This window comes from Streptomyces sp. NPDC047971, from assembly GCF_040653355.1.
Lineage (GTDB): Bacteria > Actinomycetota > Actinomycetes > Streptomycetales > Streptomycetaceae > Streptomyces.
Window position 1 is genome coordinate 45,748 of the sequence record NZ_JBEZNW010000033.1, and the last position, 17,865, is coordinate 63,612.

The 17,865-nt window shown below is 72.1% G+C and carries 13 protein-coding genes and 1 pseudogene; 9 read left to right on the forward strand and 5 right to left on the reverse strand.

The genetic code is table 11. The annotated features are described in order from the left end of the window. Window positions 1-130 precede the first annotated feature (130 nt). Window positions 131-1,591: pseudogene (locus AB0D99_RS26715) on the reverse strand (DUF2079 domain-containing protein); the annotation flags it as partial. On the opposite strand from AB0D99_RS26715, the gene AB0D99_RS26720 reads away from it, so the two are divergent. Both AB0D99_RS26720 and AB0D99_RS26725 read left to right on the forward strand, forming a co-directional pair. After that, window positions 1,499-2,182 carry a response regulator transcription factor gene (locus AB0D99_RS26720; protein ID WP_362367314.1) on the forward strand — a complete coding sequence of 228 codons (684 nt, stop codon included), beginning with the start codon at window positions 1,499-1,501 and terminating at the stop codon, window positions 2,180-2,182. The pseudogene AB0D99_RS26715 and the gene AB0D99_RS26720 sit on opposite strands and share 93 nt — an antisense overlap. Further along, entirely contained in the window at window positions 2,175-3,701 is a 1,527-nt protein-coding gene (locus AB0D99_RS26725; protein WP_362367317.1) for a HAMP domain-containing sensor histidine kinase, read from the forward strand. Before AB0D99_RS26720 ends, AB0D99_RS26725 begins: the two co-directional genes overlap by 8 nt. Window positions 3,702-3,901: 200 nt before the next feature. Here the strand turns inward: AB0D99_RS26725 and AB0D99_RS26730 are convergent, their stop codons facing one another. Both AB0D99_RS26730 and AB0D99_RS26735 read right to left on the reverse strand, forming a co-directional pair. After that, window positions 3,902-4,102 carry a hypothetical protein gene (locus AB0D99_RS26730; protein ID WP_362367320.1) on the reverse strand — a complete coding sequence of 67 codons (201 nt, stop codon included), beginning with the start codon at window positions 4,100-4,102 and terminating at the stop codon, window positions 3,902-3,904. A 202-nt stretch (window positions 4,103-4,304) separates the two neighbouring features. Continuing rightward, the gene (locus tag AB0D99_RS26735) at window positions 4,305-7,265 is read right to left on the reverse strand and encodes a BTAD domain-containing putative transcriptional regulator (protein WP_362367323.1); all 2,961 of its coding nucleotides are present in this window, start codon (window positions 7,263-7,265) and stop codon (window positions 4,305-4,307) included. Between the two features lie 198 nt (window positions 7,266-7,463). Here AB0D99_RS26735 and AB0D99_RS26740 point away from each other — a divergent pair, with 198 nt between their 5' ends. The 7 genes from AB0D99_RS26740 (at window position 7,464) to AB0D99_RS26770 (ending at window position 16,947) form a co-directional block, all read left to right on the forward strand. After that, the gene (locus tag AB0D99_RS26740) at window positions 7,464-8,681 is read left to right on the forward strand and encodes an amidohydrolase family protein (RefSeq protein ID WP_362367326.1); all 1,218 of its coding nucleotides are present in this window, start codon (window positions 7,464-7,466) and stop codon (window positions 8,679-8,681) included. A 195-nt stretch (window positions 8,682-8,876) separates the two neighbouring features. Beyond that, a complete protein-coding gene (locus AB0D99_RS26745) occupies window positions 8,877-9,797 on the forward strand; it encodes an LLM class F420-dependent oxidoreductase (RefSeq protein ID WP_362367329.1) in 921 nt (306 codons plus the stop codon). Window positions 9,798-9,810: 13 nt separating this feature from the next. Next, entirely contained in the window at window positions 9,811-10,572 is a 762-nt protein-coding gene (locus tag AB0D99_RS26750) for a glucose 1-dehydrogenase (protein ID WP_362367332.1), read from the forward strand. Window positions 10,573-10,678: 106 nt separating this feature from the next. Further along, complete coding sequence (locus tag AB0D99_RS26755; protein ID WP_362367335.1) at window positions 10,679-11,803, forward strand: LLM class flavin-dependent oxidoreductase; 1,125 nt, start codon at window positions 10,679-10,681, stop codon at window positions 11,801-11,803. A 136-nt stretch (window positions 11,804-11,939) separates the two neighbouring features. Further along, complete coding sequence (locus AB0D99_RS26760) at window positions 11,940-13,679, forward strand: D-aminoacylase (protein ID WP_362367338.1); 1,740 nt, start codon at window positions 11,940-11,942, stop codon at window positions 13,677-13,679. Beyond that, window positions 13,676-15,127: an aldehyde dehydrogenase family protein gene (locus AB0D99_RS26765; protein WP_362367341.1), complete on the forward strand. Its 1,452-nt coding sequence runs from the start codon at window positions 13,676-13,678 to the stop codon at window positions 15,125-15,127. Before AB0D99_RS26760 ends, AB0D99_RS26765 begins: the two co-directional genes overlap by 4 nt. Window positions 15,128-15,375: 248 nt before the next feature. Beyond that, window positions 15,376-16,947 carry an APC family permease gene (locus tag AB0D99_RS26770; protein ID WP_362367343.1) on the forward strand — a complete coding sequence of 524 codons (1,572 nt, stop codon included), beginning with the start codon at window positions 15,376-15,378 and terminating at the stop codon, window positions 16,945-16,947. 86 nt (window positions 16,948-17,033) lie between these two features. On the opposite strand, the gene AB0D99_RS26775 is transcribed toward AB0D99_RS26770, so the two are convergent. Together AB0D99_RS26775 and AB0D99_RS26780 are read right to left on the reverse strand one after the other, a co-directional pair. Beyond that, entirely contained in the window at window positions 17,034-17,252 is a 219-nt protein-coding gene (locus AB0D99_RS26775) for a hypothetical protein (protein WP_362367346.1), read from the reverse strand. 74 nt (window positions 17,253-17,326) lie between these two features. Continuing rightward, the gene (locus AB0D99_RS26780; protein ID WP_362367349.1) at window positions 17,327-17,794 is read right to left on the reverse strand and encodes a carboxymuconolactone decarboxylase family protein; all 468 of its coding nucleotides are present in this window, start codon (window positions 17,792-17,794) and stop codon (window positions 17,327-17,329) included. Window positions 17,795-17,865 lie beyond the last annotated feature (71 nt).

The window sequence follows — 17,865 nt, forward strand, 5'->3', positions numbered from 1 at the left end:
CCGGGGGCGTACGCGCGCCGAGCCGGAGCACGACGATGCCGTGCTCCGCGTGGACCCGCCGCCACCCCGCGCCCTCGGCCCGGCGCAGCACGGCAGGGACCGCGCCGGGCGGGAAGGTGTCGCGGGTGTCCGCCACGATCCAGTCCACCGCCGGGGCCCGGTCCAGCACACCCACGGCCACCAGACTCACCCGCGCGCGGTCGGTGAGATGAGGGGCGAGGCTGTTGCTCGCCGCGACACGGGCGCCGTCGGGAACCAGCCGGAGCGCGGCCCGGGCCGCGGTCTGGCGCGGCCCGTCCAGCCAGAAACCGGGCCGCGCGAGATCCCGCAGCGGCTGACCGGGCAGCAGCAGGAGCGCCACGGCCAGCGGGACGAGCGGAGGGAGCCGGACACCCCGGCGGAGGACGTCGATCAGAGCGGCGAAGGCGATCGGCATGAGCACCGCGGAATAGTGGAACTCCTGCCCCCAGTAAGCGGGGTTGGGCGAGGTGAGACGCCACGCCAGGGTCGGCAGCAGGAGCAGACCGAGCGGGCTGCGCGCCGCGAGACCGGCCGTCACGGCCAGCAGCATCAGAAGGGTGAGCGACTTCACCCCCCATCCGTCGGACATCCCGTGGGCGTACGGCTGGTCGAGGTATCCGTAGCGGCCGTCCGGGGCCCACGCCGGCAGCGCGACGCCGACGACGAGCGCCGTGGACACGGCGGCGAAGGCACACAGCGCGAGACCGGCGCGGCGGTGGTGCCGCGTCAGCAGCAGCCCGAACACCGCGGCGGTGGCGCCCAGATCCTCCTTGACGAGGACGAGGCAGCCCGCCCAGCAGGCGGCCGGAACCCAGCGGCCGTCGAGATGGGCGCGACAGGCGAGGGCCAGCAGCGGCACGGCGAAGGCGACTTCGTGGAAGTCGAAGCCGGTGAGCTGCTGGAGACCCCAGGACAGGCCGTACGCGAGTCCGATCGCCACGCCCGCGCCCGCCCGCCGGAGATGACGCACGGCGGTGCGCGAGACGACGTACACCGAGAGCGCGACGAGCGCCGACTGGACGAGCAGCACCACCTCCACGTGCGGGAAGAGGCGGTAGAGCGGAGCGAGCACGGCCAGGACGGGGTGGAAGTGGTCGGCGAGCAGCGGATACGCCTCGCCGGCGAATCCCGGCGGCGCCGTCGCCGTACGGATCTCGGACACGGGAAGCGAGAGGTCGGCGTACGAGCGGACGGCCTGGCCGAAGATCCCCAGGTCGTAGCCGGTGGTACCGAAGCGCCGGTGCTCGCGCAGGGAGTAGGCGGCGTGAAGGACGAGCACGACGGAGGCGACGAGCGCGGGCCCGGTGCGGGACCGGTGGGAGACCTTCGCGCGGGGAGTGCCGGCGGTGGGCGGAGCCGTGACGGGAGCGAGGAGCGGACGCATCCGGCGACCTTCACGGCCGGCCCCTGAGGACCGGGTGAAGAAGGCTGAGGATTTCCTCAGCCGCCCCCTCCGCGCGGAGGCGATACTCGCCGCATGAGGCTGCTGGTGATCGAGGACGAGGAGCGGCTCGCCGCGTCGCTGCGCCGCGGCCTGTCGGCCGTCGGCTACACCGTCGACGTCGCCCATGACGGCGTGACCGGACTGCACCTGGCACGGGAACACCGCTACGCCGCGGTCCTGCTGGACCTGATGCTGCCCGGACTCAACGGCTACCAGGTCTGTTCCCGGCTGCGCGCCGAGAGCATCGAGGTGCCGGTGATGATGCTGACGGCGAAGAACGGCGAGTACGACGAGGCCGAGGGCCTCGACACCGGGGCCGACGACTACCTGGTCAAGCCCTTCTCGTACGTCGTCCTGGAGGCCCGCCTGCGGGCGCTGCTGCGCCGGGGCGGATCGCGTACCCGGTCCGCCGTTCTGCGCTGCGGCGACCTCTGGCTCGACCCCGCCCGCCGGGCCTGTGGCAGGGGGGAGCGCGCGATCGCGCTGACGCCGAAGGAGTTCGCCGTCCTGCAGACGCTGATGCAGCGGACGGACGAGGTCGTGCCCAAGCTCGACATCCTCGACGAGGTGTGGTCGGCGGACTTCACCGGCGACCCGAACATCGTCCAGGTCTACATCAGCGCGGTGCGCCGGAAGGTCGACCTCCCCTTCGGGACGGAGACGATCGAGACGGTGCGGGGCGGCGGGTACCGGGTGTCGGGGTACGCCGGTGGGTGAGCACCGGACGACGCATGCGGTGTGGGCCACGGGCGCGGCCGCCTGGCTGGTCGTGGCCGCGGCGGTGGCATGGCTGGCCGATGCGGACCGTCGCTTCGGCCCGATGCCGCCGGAGGGTCCTGAGCGCTACGGCACGGACCGGGTGGGGCCCCAGGTCGAGCTGTTGGCCTGGCCCGGATTCCTGATCGGGGCGGTGGGCGTCGCGGCGGTGTGCTGGCTCGCCACGCGGGGCCGCACCAGGTCCGCGCGGTTCCGGGCCACGCTCGCCGCCGCCACGACGTCCGGGCTGCTGTACGGCGCGTACGCGTCCTGGCTCGTGCAGGAGAACCCGGTCAGGCCGTGGCTCGTGGCGGAGGAGGCACTCCGCTGGGGCCTGATGTTCATCGGTCCCTCGGCGGGTGTGCTGACGGCGGCCGCGGTGTGGGCCGCCCTGGGGAGGGGCGGCGGCCGGATCTCCTTCGCCGGACGGCTCGTCCTGACGGCGGCGGGCACGACGGCCGCGCTGTCACTGACCGGGGTGCAGCTGCTCCGGCAGGCACACGTCGAGGGCCCGAGCCAGAACATCGACGAGGTCCTGTGGATCGGAGTGACCACGGGAGTGCCCCTCGTCGCCCTGTGCACCGGGATCCTCGTGCACCTGGCGGCGGGCCGCGCGCTGCGGCCGGTGGAGGCGGTCCGCCAGGAGTTGGAGGACATCGCCGGCCACTCCCTGGACCGCAGGGTCCCGGTCCCGCCGACGGACGACGTGATCGGCCGGCTGGCCCGGACGACCAACGCGACGCTCGACCGACTGGAGCGGGCGTCGGTGCGGCAGCGGCAGTTCGTCGCCGACGCGGCCCACGAGCTGCGCAGCCCGCTCGCCGCCCTGCGCGCCCAGCTCGAATCGGCGCTCCGGCACCCCGAGGGCGTCGCCTGGGCGACGGTGGTGCGGGACGCGGCGGCCGACGTCGTACGCCTCCAGACCCTGGCGGACGACCTGTTGCTGCTGGCGAGCATGGACGGAACACGTCCCGGCGAGCGCGCGTCGGAGGTCGTCGACCTGGCGGCGCTCGCCGAGGATCTCGTACGGGAGCACCAGCACCTGCCGGGGGCTGCGGGCCTGAGGCTGACGTGCCGGACGGACGGAACCGCCCATGTCACGGGCGAAGCCCGCCAGTTGGAACGCCTGCTGCGCAACCTCCTCGACAACGCGTGCCGCCACGCCGACTCCGCGGTGACCGTCACGATCGGCCCCGACGGCGACGCGGCGGTCCTCGAAGTCCTGGACGACGGCCCCGGCATCCCGCCGGCCGACCGTCACCGCGTCTTCGACCGCTTCACCCGCCTCGACGAGTCCCGCGCCCGCACGGCGGGAGGCGCCGGCCTCGGCCTCCCGATCGCCCGCGAGATCGCGACCCGGCACGGCGGAACACTGACGGCGGAGCCCGCGGAGCGGGGCGCGCGGCTGGTGGCGCGGCTGGCGGGGGGCGACGGGTGGCTCCCGCACGCCTCCCGCACACGCGCCGGAGGGCCGGGTTGATACCCGGCCCTCCGGCTGCTGTCCGTTCTGCCCGGCGCCGCGCCGCGCGCGCAGGGTCCCCCCAGACCCATGGCGCTCCCCCGAGCGGCCGACTGCGCTTGCGTCCTGGACAGTTGCGGTCCCGGCGACTCCCCCGATGGTGCCGCCGCGACCGCCCCGTGGTGAGCCGACCCGTGCCCCCGCTGGGCCGGCTCCGGTCGTTACTTGAGCGGCTCGCTCGTGGCGTGGGAGTCGAGCGGCTTGATGGGCTCGCCCGTCGCGTGCGAGTCCATCGTGGTGACGTCCCCGCCCGTGGCGTGGGAGTCGAGCGGCTTGATCGGCTCGCCCGTCGCGTGCGAGTCCAGGGTGGTGATGTCCTCGCCCGTCGCGTGCGAATCCGTGGGCTTGAGGTTGTCGGCCATGGAGTCAGCTCCTGAAGTCGTCGTGCTTGGTGGGACTGAAACGTCCGCCCGGCAATTCCCCCGTGGACCGCCGGGCGGACGTCCAGGGCCGAACACCTTAACGGTGGGGCCTCGTGGCGATCCGTCTGCCCCCCGACGCGACGGATCGACAAGCACGAGAGTGCCGTGCGGCGATAAACGAATGATGAACGCCCAGTCCGGGTCAGGCGACCGCGGCCGGATGGAGCAGTTCGTTCACGAGGGCGGCCTCGGGCGAACGGAGGCCCTCGAAGACGGTCAGCGCCTCGGTCCAGCACACCCGCGCCCGGTCCGTCTGGCCCAGGGCCGCCAGTCCGCGGCCGAGGACCGTGAGGACGTTGGCGCGGCGCCACTCCCCGCCGATGCCGTGGAGCACGGAGAGGGCCTGTTCGGCGTGGGCGGCGGCCGCGGCGTACCGGCGGTCGGCGAGGTGGACCTCGGCGAGCCGGAACAGCGTCATCCCGTGCCACAGGTGCTGCCGGCTCTCCTGGAAGACACCGAGCGCCTCGGTCAGCACGGCCCGTGCCTCGGCGGTCTGGCCCCCTGCCGTGAGGGCGAGCCCGAGCGCGTACTTGCCGTTGGCGAGGCGCAGGGCGAGTCCCGTGTCCGCCTCCGCGTAGATGGCGATGCCCTGCTTGGCGAGTTCGACGGCGCTGGCGACCCTGCCCGTGGCGAGGTGCACGCGCGACAGGTTGCACAGCGCGCTCGCCTCCCCGGGCTTGTTCGCGTCGGCGCGGAAGGCGTCCCGCGCCTCGGAGAGGTGGGTCTCCGCGTCCAGGTGACGGTTCTCGTACAGGGCGAGGATCCCGCGCTCGTTCGGAGCGTTGCCCCGCGTCCACGGATCGCCCGACGAGCGGCCGAGGTCCATCGCGAGCCGGGCCTGCTCGTCGGCCTCGTCGAACCTGCCCGCCGTGCTGTACACCTGGCCGAGCGTCGTGCGGGCCCGGCCCTCGGAGCGGGCGTCGCGGGCGGCCTGCGCCGCGTCCCGCGCGGCCACGGCCGCCATCTCGTACCGCAGGGAGTTGACGCCGGACTCGGCGAGGTCCTTCGTCGCCATCAGGAGGTCGACCGCCCGGCGCAGGGACGGACGGGCCAGGGACTGCTGCGCGCACGCCAGCACACAGTCGGCTTCGGCGTGCAGCCAGTCGAGGGCCTGGGCATGGTCCGAGAACTCCAGCCCGGCGTGGTGCGTGGCTTCCAGATGCGCGACGGTCCGGTCCCCCGGCCGTTCGATCGCGTAGACGCGGGCCGCCGTCGACAGGTAGAAGTCGAGGAGTCGCGACAGGGCCAGTTCCCTTTCCACCGGCGGCTGTTCGTCCCGCTCGGCGCAGGCGCGCGCGTAGAGGCGGACCAGGTCGTGGTAGCGGTAGCGGCCCGGGGCCGCGGATTCCAGGAGGGACGTGTCCACCAGGGCCTCCAGGAGGTCCTCGGTGGTGTGGAGTTCCAGGTCGAGGACGGCCGCGGCGGCTGTGAGGGAGATGTCCGGGCCGTCCGCCAGACCCAGGAGGCGGAAGGCGCGCGCCTGTGCCGGCTCCAGCTGGCCGTAGCCGAGTTCGAAGGTGGCCTTGACCGCCAGGTCGCCCGCCTGGAGCTCGTCCAGGCGTCGGCGCTCGTCGGCCAGTTTCGCCGCCAGGACCGCCACCGTCCAGGTGCGGCGCGCCGCCAGCCGCGAGGCGGCGATACGGATCGCGAGGGGGAGGAAGCCGCAGGCCGCGACGACGTCGAGGGCGGCCTCCCGCTCCGCGGAGACCCGCTCCGCGCCCACGATCCGGGTGAAGAGCTGGAGCGCCTCCTCCGGCGACATGACGTCCAGGTCCACCAGGTGCGCCCCCGCCAGGTCCACCATCCGGATCCGGCTCGTCACCAGCGCCGCGCACCCCGCCGTGCCCGGCAGGAGGGGGCGGATCTGGGCCGCGTCCCGGGCGTTGTCGAGCAGGACGAGCACGCGGCGCCCGTCCAGCGTCGAGCGGTACAGCGCGGCCCGCTCGTCCAGCGAGTCGGGGATCGCGGAGTCGGGGGTGCCGAGGGCGCGGAGGAAGGCGCCGAGGACGGTCTCGGGAGCCGCCGAGCGGGCGCCCGCGCCCTGCAGGTCGACGTACAGCTGCCCGTCGGGGAAGTGGGGACGCGCCTCGTGCGCCACGTGGACGGCGAGCGTCGTCTTGCCGACGCCGCCGATGCCCGCGAGCGCCGACACGGCCATCACGGAACCCTCCGCCGTGGCCAGTCGCGTGCCCAGGTCCCGTACGAAGGAGTTGCGGCCCGTGAAGTCGGGGACCGTGGCCGGCAGCTGCGCGGGACGGGCCACGGCCGGTGCCGGGGCCGATTCCTCGACCGGGCGGGCCAGTTCGGCGTCCGCCTGGAGGATCCGCTGCTGGAGCCGGGAGAGTTCCGGGCACGGGTCGACGCCGAGCTCGTCGGCGAGGAGCCGGCGGGTGTCGGCGTAGACGGCCAGCGCCTCGGCCTGACGGCCGCTGCGGTAGAGGGCCAGCATGAGCAGTTCGCGCAGGCGCTCCCGCAGCGGGTGCGCGGCCGTCAGCGCGGTCAGCTCGGAGACGGCCTCCGCGTGCGCCCCGGCCTCCAGATCCATGTCGAGCCGGGACTCCAGGAGCTGCAGCCGCCATTCCTCCAGGCGCACCCGCTGGGTCTCGGCGTACGGCCCCGGCACGGAGGCCAGCGCCTCGCCGTCCCAGAGACCGAGCGCCTTCGTCAGCCTGCTCCGCGCCGCGCCGCGGTCCCCGGCCGCCCGCAGCTTCTCTGCCTCGGCCGCCAGCTCCTGGGCGACGTTCAGGTCGACCGCGCCGCCCGGGACGCGGATCGCGTAGCCGCCGGCGTCGCTGACGAGGACGCCGGGGGCGAGGATCTTGCGAAGCCGTGAGGCGTAGGTCCGTACCGCCGCCAGCGCCTGGGAGGGCGACTCGTCGCCCCAGATGGCGTCGATGAGTTCGGCGGCCGTGGCCGTGCGGCCCTCGCGCATCAGGAGCGCGGCGAGCAGGGCCCGCTGCTGCGGGGAACCGGAGGGGAGGGCTTCGCCGTCCCGCCAGGCGCGTACGGGTCCGAGCACGCCGAAGCGCAGGTCTCCGCCGCTGTGGAGACCCGCCTCCGGAGCCCGCTGCTCCGGTACTCGCGGCCCGTTCTCACGGTCCATAGCTCCCCCTGCCCGCACCGCTGGTTTCGCCCAAGACAGTCTGCCTTGTCCGGAGGGGGAACGTCAGCATCGGGTGACTGTCTGCACAAGTCCTGCCACAGGATCCGACCGGATCTCCGGGCCGATCCGGCACGATTCGGCCGCCTCGGACCGTCCTACTAGCTGACGGGTCGTCAGATCGACGCTACCGTGAAACGCATGGAGACCTTCCCGAAGATCATCTCGGTGGACGACCACACCGTGGAGCCGCCTCACGTCTGGCGGGACCGGCTCCCGTCCAGGTACCGCGACACCGGCCCCCGGATCGTGCGGGCGCCCCTGAAGGAAATGACCTTCCTCGGCGGTAAGTTCGCGCCCGTCATGGGGGCCAAGGGTGACGACGGGCCCGTCGGCGACTGGTGGGTGTACGAGGACCTGCACCGGCCGCTCACCCGCCTCGACACCGCCGTCGGCTACGACAGGGACGAGATCAGGCTGGAGGTCATCACCTACGAGCAGATGCGTCCCGGCTCCTACAGCGTCCCCGACCGGCTCGCGGACATGGACGTCAACCACGTCCAGTCCGCCCTCTGCTTCCCCACCTTCCCGCGGTTCTGCGGACAGACCTTCACCGAGGCGAGCGACCGCGAACTCGGCCTCCTCGGCATCCGCGCGTACAACGACTGGATGGTGGAGGAATGGTGCGGTCCGGAGGCCGGGGGGCGGCTCATCCCGCTCACCCTCATACCCCTCTGGGACGCCGAGCTCGCCGCGGAGGAGGTGCGGCGCAACGCCGCCCGCGGAGTCCGCGCCGTCGCCTTCTCGGAGATCCCGCCCCACCTCGGGCTGCCGTCCATCCACACCGACTACTGGGACCCGTTCCTGCGGGCGTGCGACGAGACCGGCACCGTCGTCGCCATGCACATCGGCTCCTCCAGCCGGATGCCGTCGACCTCCGCCGACGCCCCGCCCGCCGTCGGCTCCACCATCACCTTCGCCAACTGCTGCTTCTCGATGGTGGACTGGCTGATGAGCGGGAAGTTCGAGCGCTTCCCCCGCGTGAAGATCATGTACGCGGAGGGGCAGATCGGCTGGATCCCGTACATCCTGGAGCGTGCCGACGTGGTCTGGGAGGAGAACCGCGGCTGGGGCGGCGTCGCCGAGAAGGTGCTGCGCCCGCCGTCGGAACTCTTCGCCGAGCACGTCTACGGCTGCTTCTTCGACGACGCCTTCGGGCTGAGGAACCTCGACTCGATCGGCGTCGGCAACGTCCTCTACGAGACCGACTACCCGCACTCCGACTCCACCTGGCCCAAGTCCCGGGAGGTCGGCGAGGCGCAGATGGGCCACCTGGCGCCGGACGTGGTGGAGCGGATCGTGCGGGGCAACGCGATCGAGCTGCTGGGTCTCACGGCGGACGGACTCTGGGTGCCGTAGCGGTGCCGTAGCGGTCCCGAGGCGTACGGCGAACGGCCGCACCCCGTCGCGGGGTGCGGCCGCTCGTGCGTGCGCCCCCGCGCCGGCGGCACCCTCCGCGGCCGTCGCCGCACACCCCTTGTCTGATGGGTCGTCAGACGCAAGCATGAGAGCCGCCGATCGATATGACGACTCGTCAGATCCGGAGGGATCGCCATGGTGGTCTACGGGATGCAGCTCCCGGTCCAGTCGCAGAGCACGATCTACGCCGAGCCCTGGGAGGCCGCCGCCGGCCCCGCCGACCTCGTCGAGATCGCCCGCACCGCCGACCGGAGCGGCTTCGACTACATCGCGAGCTGCGACCACGTCGCCATCCCGCGCCGTCTCGCCGGGCCGATGAGCACCGTCTGGTACGACCCGGTCGCCACGCTCTCCTTCCTCGCCGCCGCCACCGAGCGCGTACGGCTGCTCTCCCATGTCGCCGTCGTCGGCCTGCGCCACCCCCTGGTGAGCGCCAAGGCGTACGCGACCCTCGACCACCTCTCCGGCGGCCGGCTGGTCCTCGGGGTCGGGGCGGGGCACGTGCGGGAGGAGTTCGAGGCCGTCGGAGCCGACTTCGACGGCCGCGGCGGCGTCCTCGACGAGACCATCGACGCGCTCAAGGCGGCGCTGGGCCCGGAGGAGTACCCGGAGCACGCGGGGGAGAGGTTCGCCTTCAAGGACCTCGGTCAGCTGCCGCGGCCCGCCCAGGAGCGGGTGCCGGTCTGGGTCGGCGGCTCCTCGCCGGCCGCCGTGCGCAGGGCCGCGCTGCGGGGTGACGGCTGGCTCCCGCAGGGTGACCCGAGGGAGCGGCTTCCCGCGCAGATCGCGCGGCTGCACCGGCTGCGCGCCGAGGCTGGGATCGCCGACCCGATCACCGTCGGGGCGATCGTCGAGCCGCTGTACGTCGGCGAGGCCGGCTGGGAGGTCGGCCGGCGGACGCTGACCGGGAAACCGCAGGCCCTCGCCGAGTCGCTGCGCGCGTACGGCGCGATGGGCGTGGATCAGATCCAGGTCCGGTTCCGCTCCCGGAGCCGTGCCGAACTCACCGATCAGATGGCGGCGTTCGCCGCCGAGGTCGCCCCCCACCTGAGCTGAGGAGTGGACGGACATGGGCAAGCTGGACGGGCGCGTCGTCGTGGTGACGGGTGCGGCGCGCGGGCAGGGCGAGCAGGAGGCGCGGCTCTTCGCCGCCGAAGGGGCGCGGGTCGTCCTCGCCGACGTGCTCGACGACCGGGGCGAGGCGCTCGCCAAGGAGCTGGGGGAGGAGCGCGCCGCGTACGTCCACCTCGACGTGACGCGGGAGGAGGACTGGGCGGGCGCGGTCGCCGTCGCCACGGAGCGCTTCGGCCGGATCGACGGGCTCGTCAACAACGCCGGCATCCTCCGCTTCAACGAGCTGGTGGCGACCCCGCTCGACGAGTTCCAGGCGATCGTGCAGGTCAACCAGGTCGGCTGTTTCCTGGGGATCCGCACGGTCGCGCCCGAGATAGGGGCGGCCGGCGGCGGGACGATCGTCAACACCGCCTCGTACACGGGCGTGACCGGTATGGCCGGCGTCGGTGCCTACGCCGCCACGAAGCACGCCGTGCTCGGGCTCACTCGCGTGGCCGCGCTGGAGCTGGCGGCCAGGGGGATCCGGGTCAACGCGGTCTGCCCGGGCGCGATCGACACCCCCATGAGCAATCCGGAGGGTGTCGACCCGGCGGCGACCGCCGAGCTCTACCGGAAGCTGGTGCCGCTGGGGCGGATCGGGCGGCCCGAGGAGGTCGCGGCGCTCGCGCTCTTCCTGACCTCGGAGGACTCCGCCTACATCACCGGCCAGCCCTTCGTCATCGACGGCGGCTGGCTGGCCGGGGTGAGCCTCTTCTGAGGCGTTCTGACGATCCATCAGGTATTGACGCACCCGTCACGCGGTGCGAAAGTCGGGCACAGGAAATCTGACGGTACGTCAGAAACAATGAGGACGGTGAACCCCCTTGGAATTCGGGATCTTCGTACAGGGATACGTCGGCAAGCGGGCCGAGACCGATCCCGAGGCCGAGCACAAGGCGCTGATGGAGGAGACCGAGTACGTCATCCAGGCGGACAGGTCCGGGTTCAAGTACGCCTGGGCGTCCGAGCACCACTTCCTGGAGGAGTACTCGCACCTCTCGGCGAACGACGTCTACCTGGGCTACCTCGCCCACGCCACCGACCGGATCCACCTCGGCTCCGGCATCTTCAACCCCCTCGCTCCGGTGAACCACCCGGTCAAGGTCGCCGAGAAGGTCGCCATGCTCGACCATCTCTCCCAGGGCCGCTTCGAGTTCGGCTCGGGGCGCGGGGCGGGCTCCCACGAGATCCTCGGGTTCATGCCGGGCATCACCGACATGAACCACACGAAGGAGATCTGGGAGGAGACGATCGCCGAGTTCCCCAAGATGTGGCTCCAGGACGAGTACGTCGGCTTCCAGGGCAAGCACTGGTCCCTGCCGCCGCGCAAGGTCCTGCCCAAGCCGTACGGGACGTCCCACCCGGCCATGTGGTACGCGGCCGGCTCCCCCTCCTCGTACGCCATGGCGGGCAAGAAGGGGCTCGGCGTCCTCGGCTTCAGCGTGCAGAAGGTCTCCGACATGGAGTGGGTCCTCGACTCCTACAAGTCGGCGATCAAGGAGGCCAAGGCCGTCGGCGCCTTCGTCAACGACAACGTGATGGTCACCTCGACCGCCATCTGCGCCGAGACGCACGACAAGGCCGTCGAGATCGCGGTGGGCGGCGGGCTCAACTACCTGCAGTCGCTGCTCTTCCGCTACCACGACACCTTCCCGCGCCCCGAGGGCATCCCGGAGTGGCCGGAGCTGCTGCCCGAGTACAGCGCCGAGATCATCGAACTCCTCATCCAGGAGGAGCTGATGATCTGCGGCGACCCGTCGGAGGTCCTCGCGCAGTGCAAGCGCTGGGAGCAGGCGGGCGCGGACCAGCTGTCGTTCGGGCTGCCGATCGGGGTCTCGTACGAGGACACGATGAACTCGATCCGGCTGATCGGCGAGCACGTGATCCCGAAGATCGACACGGACCCGGTCCACCGCACCACCCGCTTCCGGCAGCAGGCCGGGGAGTAGGGCCCCGTACCGGGGCGGTGTCTTCCCGGACCACCGTCCCGACAGGCCCCGGTCGGGGACGTCGTAGCCGCGGCCGGCTACCGCGTCCCCGACCGGGGCGCGTCCACGCGCAGAGGACCGTGCTGAAGGGAACGTCATGCTCGATCACCTGATCAAGGGCGCCACCGTCGTCGACGGCACCGGCGCCCCCGCCCGGGTCGCCGACGTCGGCATACGCGACGGGCGCGTCGCCCTGATCGCCGCGCCCGGTACGACGACCGAGAGCGCCCGCACCACCGAGGACGCCACCGGCCTCGTCCTCACCCCCGGCTTCGTCGACCCCCACACCCACTACGACGCCCAGCTCTTCTGGGACCCCTTCGCCACGCCCTCCATGAACCACGGCGTCACCACCGTCGCCGGGGGCAACTGCGGCTTCACCCTCGCACCCCTCCACCCGGAGCGGCCCGAGGACGCCGACTACACCCGCCGGATGATGTCCAAGGTGGAGGGCATGGCGCTCAAGGCCCTGGAGGAGGGCGTCGACTGGACCTGGTCGTCCTTCGCCGAGTACCTCGACGCCCTCGAAGGACGGATCGCCGTCAACGCCGGTTTCATGGTCGGGCACTGCGCCCTGCGCCGGTACGTGATGGGCGCCGAGGCCGTCGGCGGGCAGCCCACCCCCGAGCAGCTGGACGCGATGGTCGGCCTCCTCAAGGGGGCCATGGACGCCGGTGCCTGGGGTCTGTCCACCACCCAGTCCTCCACCCACTCCGACGGCGACGGCGCCCCGGTGGCCTCCCGGCATGCCGCGCCCGCCGAGCTGATCGCGCTCTCCCGGGCGGTCGGCGAGCACGAGGGCACCCAGCTCGAAGCGATCCTCGCCGGCTGCCTCGACCAGTTCTCCGACGAGGAGATCGACCTCTTCGTCGACATGACGGCGGCCGCCGGCCGGCCCCTGAACTGGAACGTCCTCACCATCGACGCCGGCGTCCCCGAGCGCGTCCCGCGCCAGCTCGTCGCCTCCGAACGCGCCCGCAAGTCCGGCGGCCGGATCGTCGCCCTCACCATGCCGATCCTCACCCCCATGAACATGTCGCTCGGCACGTTCTGCGCCCTCAACCTCATCCCGGGCTGGGGCGAGATCCTGGCCCTTCCCGTCCCCGAGCGGATCGCGAGGCTCCGCGACCCGGAGGTCCGGGCCGAGATGCTGCGCCGGGCCGACTCCAAGGAGGCCGGTGTCTTCCGCCGCCTGGCGCACTTCGCCCGGTACGTCATCGGGGACACCTACTCCGAGGAGAACCGGGGGCTCACCGGACGGGTCGTCGGCGACATCGCCGCCGAGCGCGGCCAGGACCCCTTCCAGTGCCTCGTCGAGATCTGCGCCAACGACGACCTGCGGACCGTGCTGTGGCCGATGCCCACCGACAACGACCCCGCCTCCTGGGCGCTGCGCAGGGAGACCTGGGACCACGAGGACGTGATGCTGGGCGGCTCCGACGCTGGCGCGCACCTGGACCGCATGTGCGGAGCGCCGTACACCACCCGCTTCCTCGGCGACTGTCTGCGCGGCCGGAAGCTGCTCCCGTTGGAGCAGGCGGTGAAGATGCTCACCGACGATCCGGCCCGGCTGTTCGGGCTGCGCGAGCGCGGCCGGATCGCCGAGGGCTTCCACGCCGACCTGGTCCTGTTCGACCCGGAGCGGATCGACGCGGGCCCGGCGACCCTGGTGCACGACCTGCCGGGCGACAGCCCCCGGCTCGACTCGCGGGCGATCGGCGTCGTCTCCGTCCGCGTCAACGGCGTGGAGACCATCCGCGACGACGAGGTGACCGGCGCGATACCCGGCAAGGTGCTGCGCTCCGGCCGTGACACGAGGACGGTGTCCACCCGGTGACTCAGCGACTCTTCATCGGCGGCGAGTGGGTCGAGCCCGACGACGGGCACTACGAGGTGGTCGATCCGGCCACCGAGGAGGTCGTCGGCCTCGCGCCCGAGGCGTCCCGCGCCCAGGTGTACGAGGCGGCCGCGGCCGCCCGCGCGGCCTTCGGTTCCTGGTCCCGTACGAAACCGGAGGAGCGGGCCGCGATCCTCGACCGGGCCGCGGACCTGATGGCCCGCGACGCCGAGGCGAACACGGCACTCGCGCAGGCCGAGACGGGGGCGACGACCGGCACCGCGCGCGGGATGCAGGTCGCCGTGGGATCCGCCCGCTTCCGCCGGTACGCCCGCGGTGCCCTGGAACCGGTCGAGCAGGCGCTGCCCCCGCAGATCAACGAGGCCGGGCCGATGGGCAGGGCCGGGGTCTTCGGCGCGGTGGCGGTGCGGCGGCCGGTGGGCGTGGTCACCTGCATCACCTCGTACAACAACCCCTGGGCCAACCCGGCGGGCAAGATCGCCCCGGCGCTCGCCATGGGCAACACGGTGGTGGTGAAGCCCGCCCCGCAGGATCCGCTCTCCGTGTACGCGATGACCCGGGCCCTGGAGGAGGCCGGCGTCCCCGCGGGCGTGGTCAACGTGGTCACCGGCGCGAGCGCCGCCGTCGGCGAGGCGGCCGTCGACTCCCCGGACGTCGACATGGTCTCCTTCACCGGCTCCACGGCCGTCGGGCAGCGCATCGGCGAGGTCTGCGGGCGCGAGCTGAAGCGGCAGCTGATGGAGCTGGGCGGCAAGGGCGCGGCGCTGGTCTTCGACGACGCCGACCTGGACTCCGCCGTGATGGGGATCGGCACCACCTTCTCCTTCTACAGCGGACAGATCTGTACGGCCCCGACGCGGGTCCTCGCCCAGCGCGGAATCCATGAGCAGCTGATCGAGAAGCTCACCGGCTATCTGGCCTTCATGAAGGTCGGGGACCCGAGGGCGCAGGGGACGGTGGTCGGACCGGTGATCTCGGCGGCCCACCGCGACCGGGTGGAGTCGTACGTCGCGCTGGGCCGGAAGGAGGGGGCCCGGGTCGTCGTGGGCGGTGGGCGGCCGGACCTCGCCAGGGGCTTCTACGTCGCCCCGACCCTGCTCGCGGAGTGCACCAACGACATGCGGGTGGTCCGGGAGGAGATCTTCGGTCCGGTGGTCGTGGTCGTCCCCTTCGACGACGAGGAGGAGGGCGTCGCGCTGGCGAACGACAGCGACTACGGGCTGATCGACTACGTGTGGTCCGGGGACGTGGCCCGCGCGTTCCGTGTCGCGGCCCGGCTGCGGGCCGGCGGCGTCGGGGTGAACACCATCGGACGGAACATGGAGGCGCCGTTCGGCGGGTTCAAGAAGAGCGGTGTGGGGAGGGACGTGGGGTCCTACGCCTTGCACGCGTACAGCGAGACGCAGGCGGTGGTCTGGCCCGGCTGACCCGCTCCTCCCACGGCCCGGAAAATACTTCGGGAAAATTTCGAAACGGACATTCAGGACAGTGCTGCGGTTCCCGCATATCGGACGGTTTCCGAGACGCCTACCAATCGGTCGGTGTGGACCGGTGGTCGATCTTTCAATCAATGCCGAGAGGGTCCTGTTGCCCTCTCAATGCAAGGCGAAGATCGCTCAATGTCCTGGAGTCGGATCCTCCGGATGTGGAAACCGCAGCACTTAACGTCCTGTTCATGACTCAGGTGGATGCACGGCCCCAGGCCGGAGACACGGTAAGGGGCGTCACCGCCTCGGGTGACAGCCAGGGCGTACGCACCAAGGGACTCGGCGGCAACTCCGTCGGACTGATGGGCAGTGCCGTCATCGGCATCTCGACCGTCGCCCCCGTCTACTGTCTGACCTCCACGCTCGGCTCCACGGCCGGCGAGGTCGGACTCCAGATGCCCGCGATCTTCCTCGCCGGCTTCCTCCCGATGCTCCTCGTCGCCTTCGCGTACCGCGAGCTGAACCGGGTCATGCCCGACTGCGGCACCTCCTTCACCTGGACCGTGAAGGCGTTCGGCCCCAAGATCGGCTGGATGTGCGGCTGGGGCCTCGTCATCGCGACGATCATCGTGCTCTCCAACCTGGCCGGCGTCGCGACCTCCTACTTCTGGCTGCTCGCCGGCGAGATCACCGGCAGCGAGTCCGTCGCCGCCCTGGACGACAACAAGGCCGTCCACATCCTCACCTGCCTCGCGCTCATCGCCGTCGCCACCGCGATCAGCTACCGCGGCATGACCGCCACCAAGGGCGTGCAGTACGCCCTCGTCGGCCTCCAGCTCGTCGTCCTCGCGCTCTTCGTCGCGATGGCCTTCCAGAAGGCCGGCAGCGGCACCTTCGACACCGGGCTCTCCTTCTCCTGGGAGTGGATGAACCCGTTCGCCGTCCAGTCCTTCGCCGCCTTCACCGCCGGTCTGTCCCTCTCGATCTTCATGTACTGGGGCTGGGACGCCTGCATGGCGACCAACGAGGAGACCACCGGCAGCACCAAGACCCCCGGCCGCGCCGCGCTCATCGCGATGGTCGTCCTGGTCGGCTCCTACCTCGCCACCGGCGTCGCCGCGCAGATGGCGGTCGGCTCCGGCGACAGCGGCCTCGGCCTCGCCAACCCGGAGACCTCCGACAACGTCTTCGCCGCCCTCGCCGGCCCGGTCATGGGCCCCGCCCTCGGCATCCTGCTCTTCATCGCCGTCCTCGCCTCCGCGGCGGCCAGCCTCCAGACGACGTTCATCCCAGTGGCCCGCACAGTGCTGGCGATGTCGACGTACGAGGCGCTCCCCGCCTCCTTCGCCACGGTCCACCCGCGCTTCAAGGTGCCCGGCAAGGCCACGATCATCGCGGGCGTCGCCACCGGCGTCTTCTACACGGTGATGACCCTGGTCAGCGAGAACGTCCTGGTCGACACGATCTACGCGCTCGGCCTCATGATCTGCTTCTACTACTCGCTGACCGCGTTCGCCTGCGCCTGGTACTTCCGCAAGGAGCTCCTCCGCTCCGGCCGGGACTTCGTCTACAAGGGCCTCTGCCCGATCCTCGGCGGCGTCCTGCTGACCGCGGTCTTCGGCAAGACGCTGTACGACATGTGGGACCCGGCCTACGGCAGCGGCTCCTCGGTCCTCGGCGTCGGCTCCGTCTTCGTGATCGGTGTCGGACTGCTCCTGGTCGGCGTGGTCATCATGCTGGTGATGCAGCGCAGGAGCCCCGCGTTCTTCCGGGGCGAGGTGCTGACGAAGGAGACGCCGTCCCTGGTGGTGGCGGACTGACACCGCGCCCCGCGCGCCCCTGAGTCGTGAACGGACGAGGTGGCGGGACCCTCACGGGTCCCGCCACCTCGTCCGTTCCGCCGCCGTCAGCGCCCGGGCAGGAGCCCCTCGACGGCCGCGTTGGCGGCCGGCATCGCCGCCGCGGCGGCCGGCTTCTCCTGCGGGTTCAGGAGGCCGCTCAGCGGGACGACCGAGGGGAGGTGGGCGTTGCCGATGTCGGCGGTGTCGGCGGCGGCGGAACCGGCGGCGCCGATGCTCCCGGCCACGGCGAGTCCGGTCAGGGCAAGAGTGAGGATCTTCTTCATGCCCGCTCCAACGAGCGGAACCCCCACCAGGTCGCGCCCGTGGAACCGGCGCCGGACCGTGCCCGAGGAGCCCGTCAGATGCCGACGCCGGCCGGCTGGCGCACCGTGACGTTGATCCGGTTGAACATGTTGGTGACGCTGACCCACAGGACGATCGAGGCGAGCTGCTTCTCGTCGTAGTGGTCGGCCGCCGCGTCCCACACCGCGTCCGGCACGGCGTCCGAGGCGTCGGCGAGCCGGGTCACGTGCTCGGCCAGCGCCAGCGCGGCCCGCTCCTCCTCGGAGAAGTGCGGCGACTCGCGCCAGGCGGAGACGGCGAAGAGCTTCTCGTCGGCCATCCCGCTCTTCCTGGCGCTCTTGACGCCGAAGTCGACGCAGAAACCGCAGCCGTTGATCTGGCTGGCCCGCAGATGCACGAGCTCCAGCGTCGACTCCGGGACACCGCCCTCGCGGGCGGCCTTGACCAGGTTCTGGATGGCCGGCGCGGCGTTGGCGAGAACGTAGGCCGGGTTGGACATCCGCGGGGTGATCTCGTACGACATGGTGTTCGCTCCTCAGCGGTCCGTGCTCCTGTGGGCCGTTCCTGTGGCTCCACCGCACTGACGGATCGCGC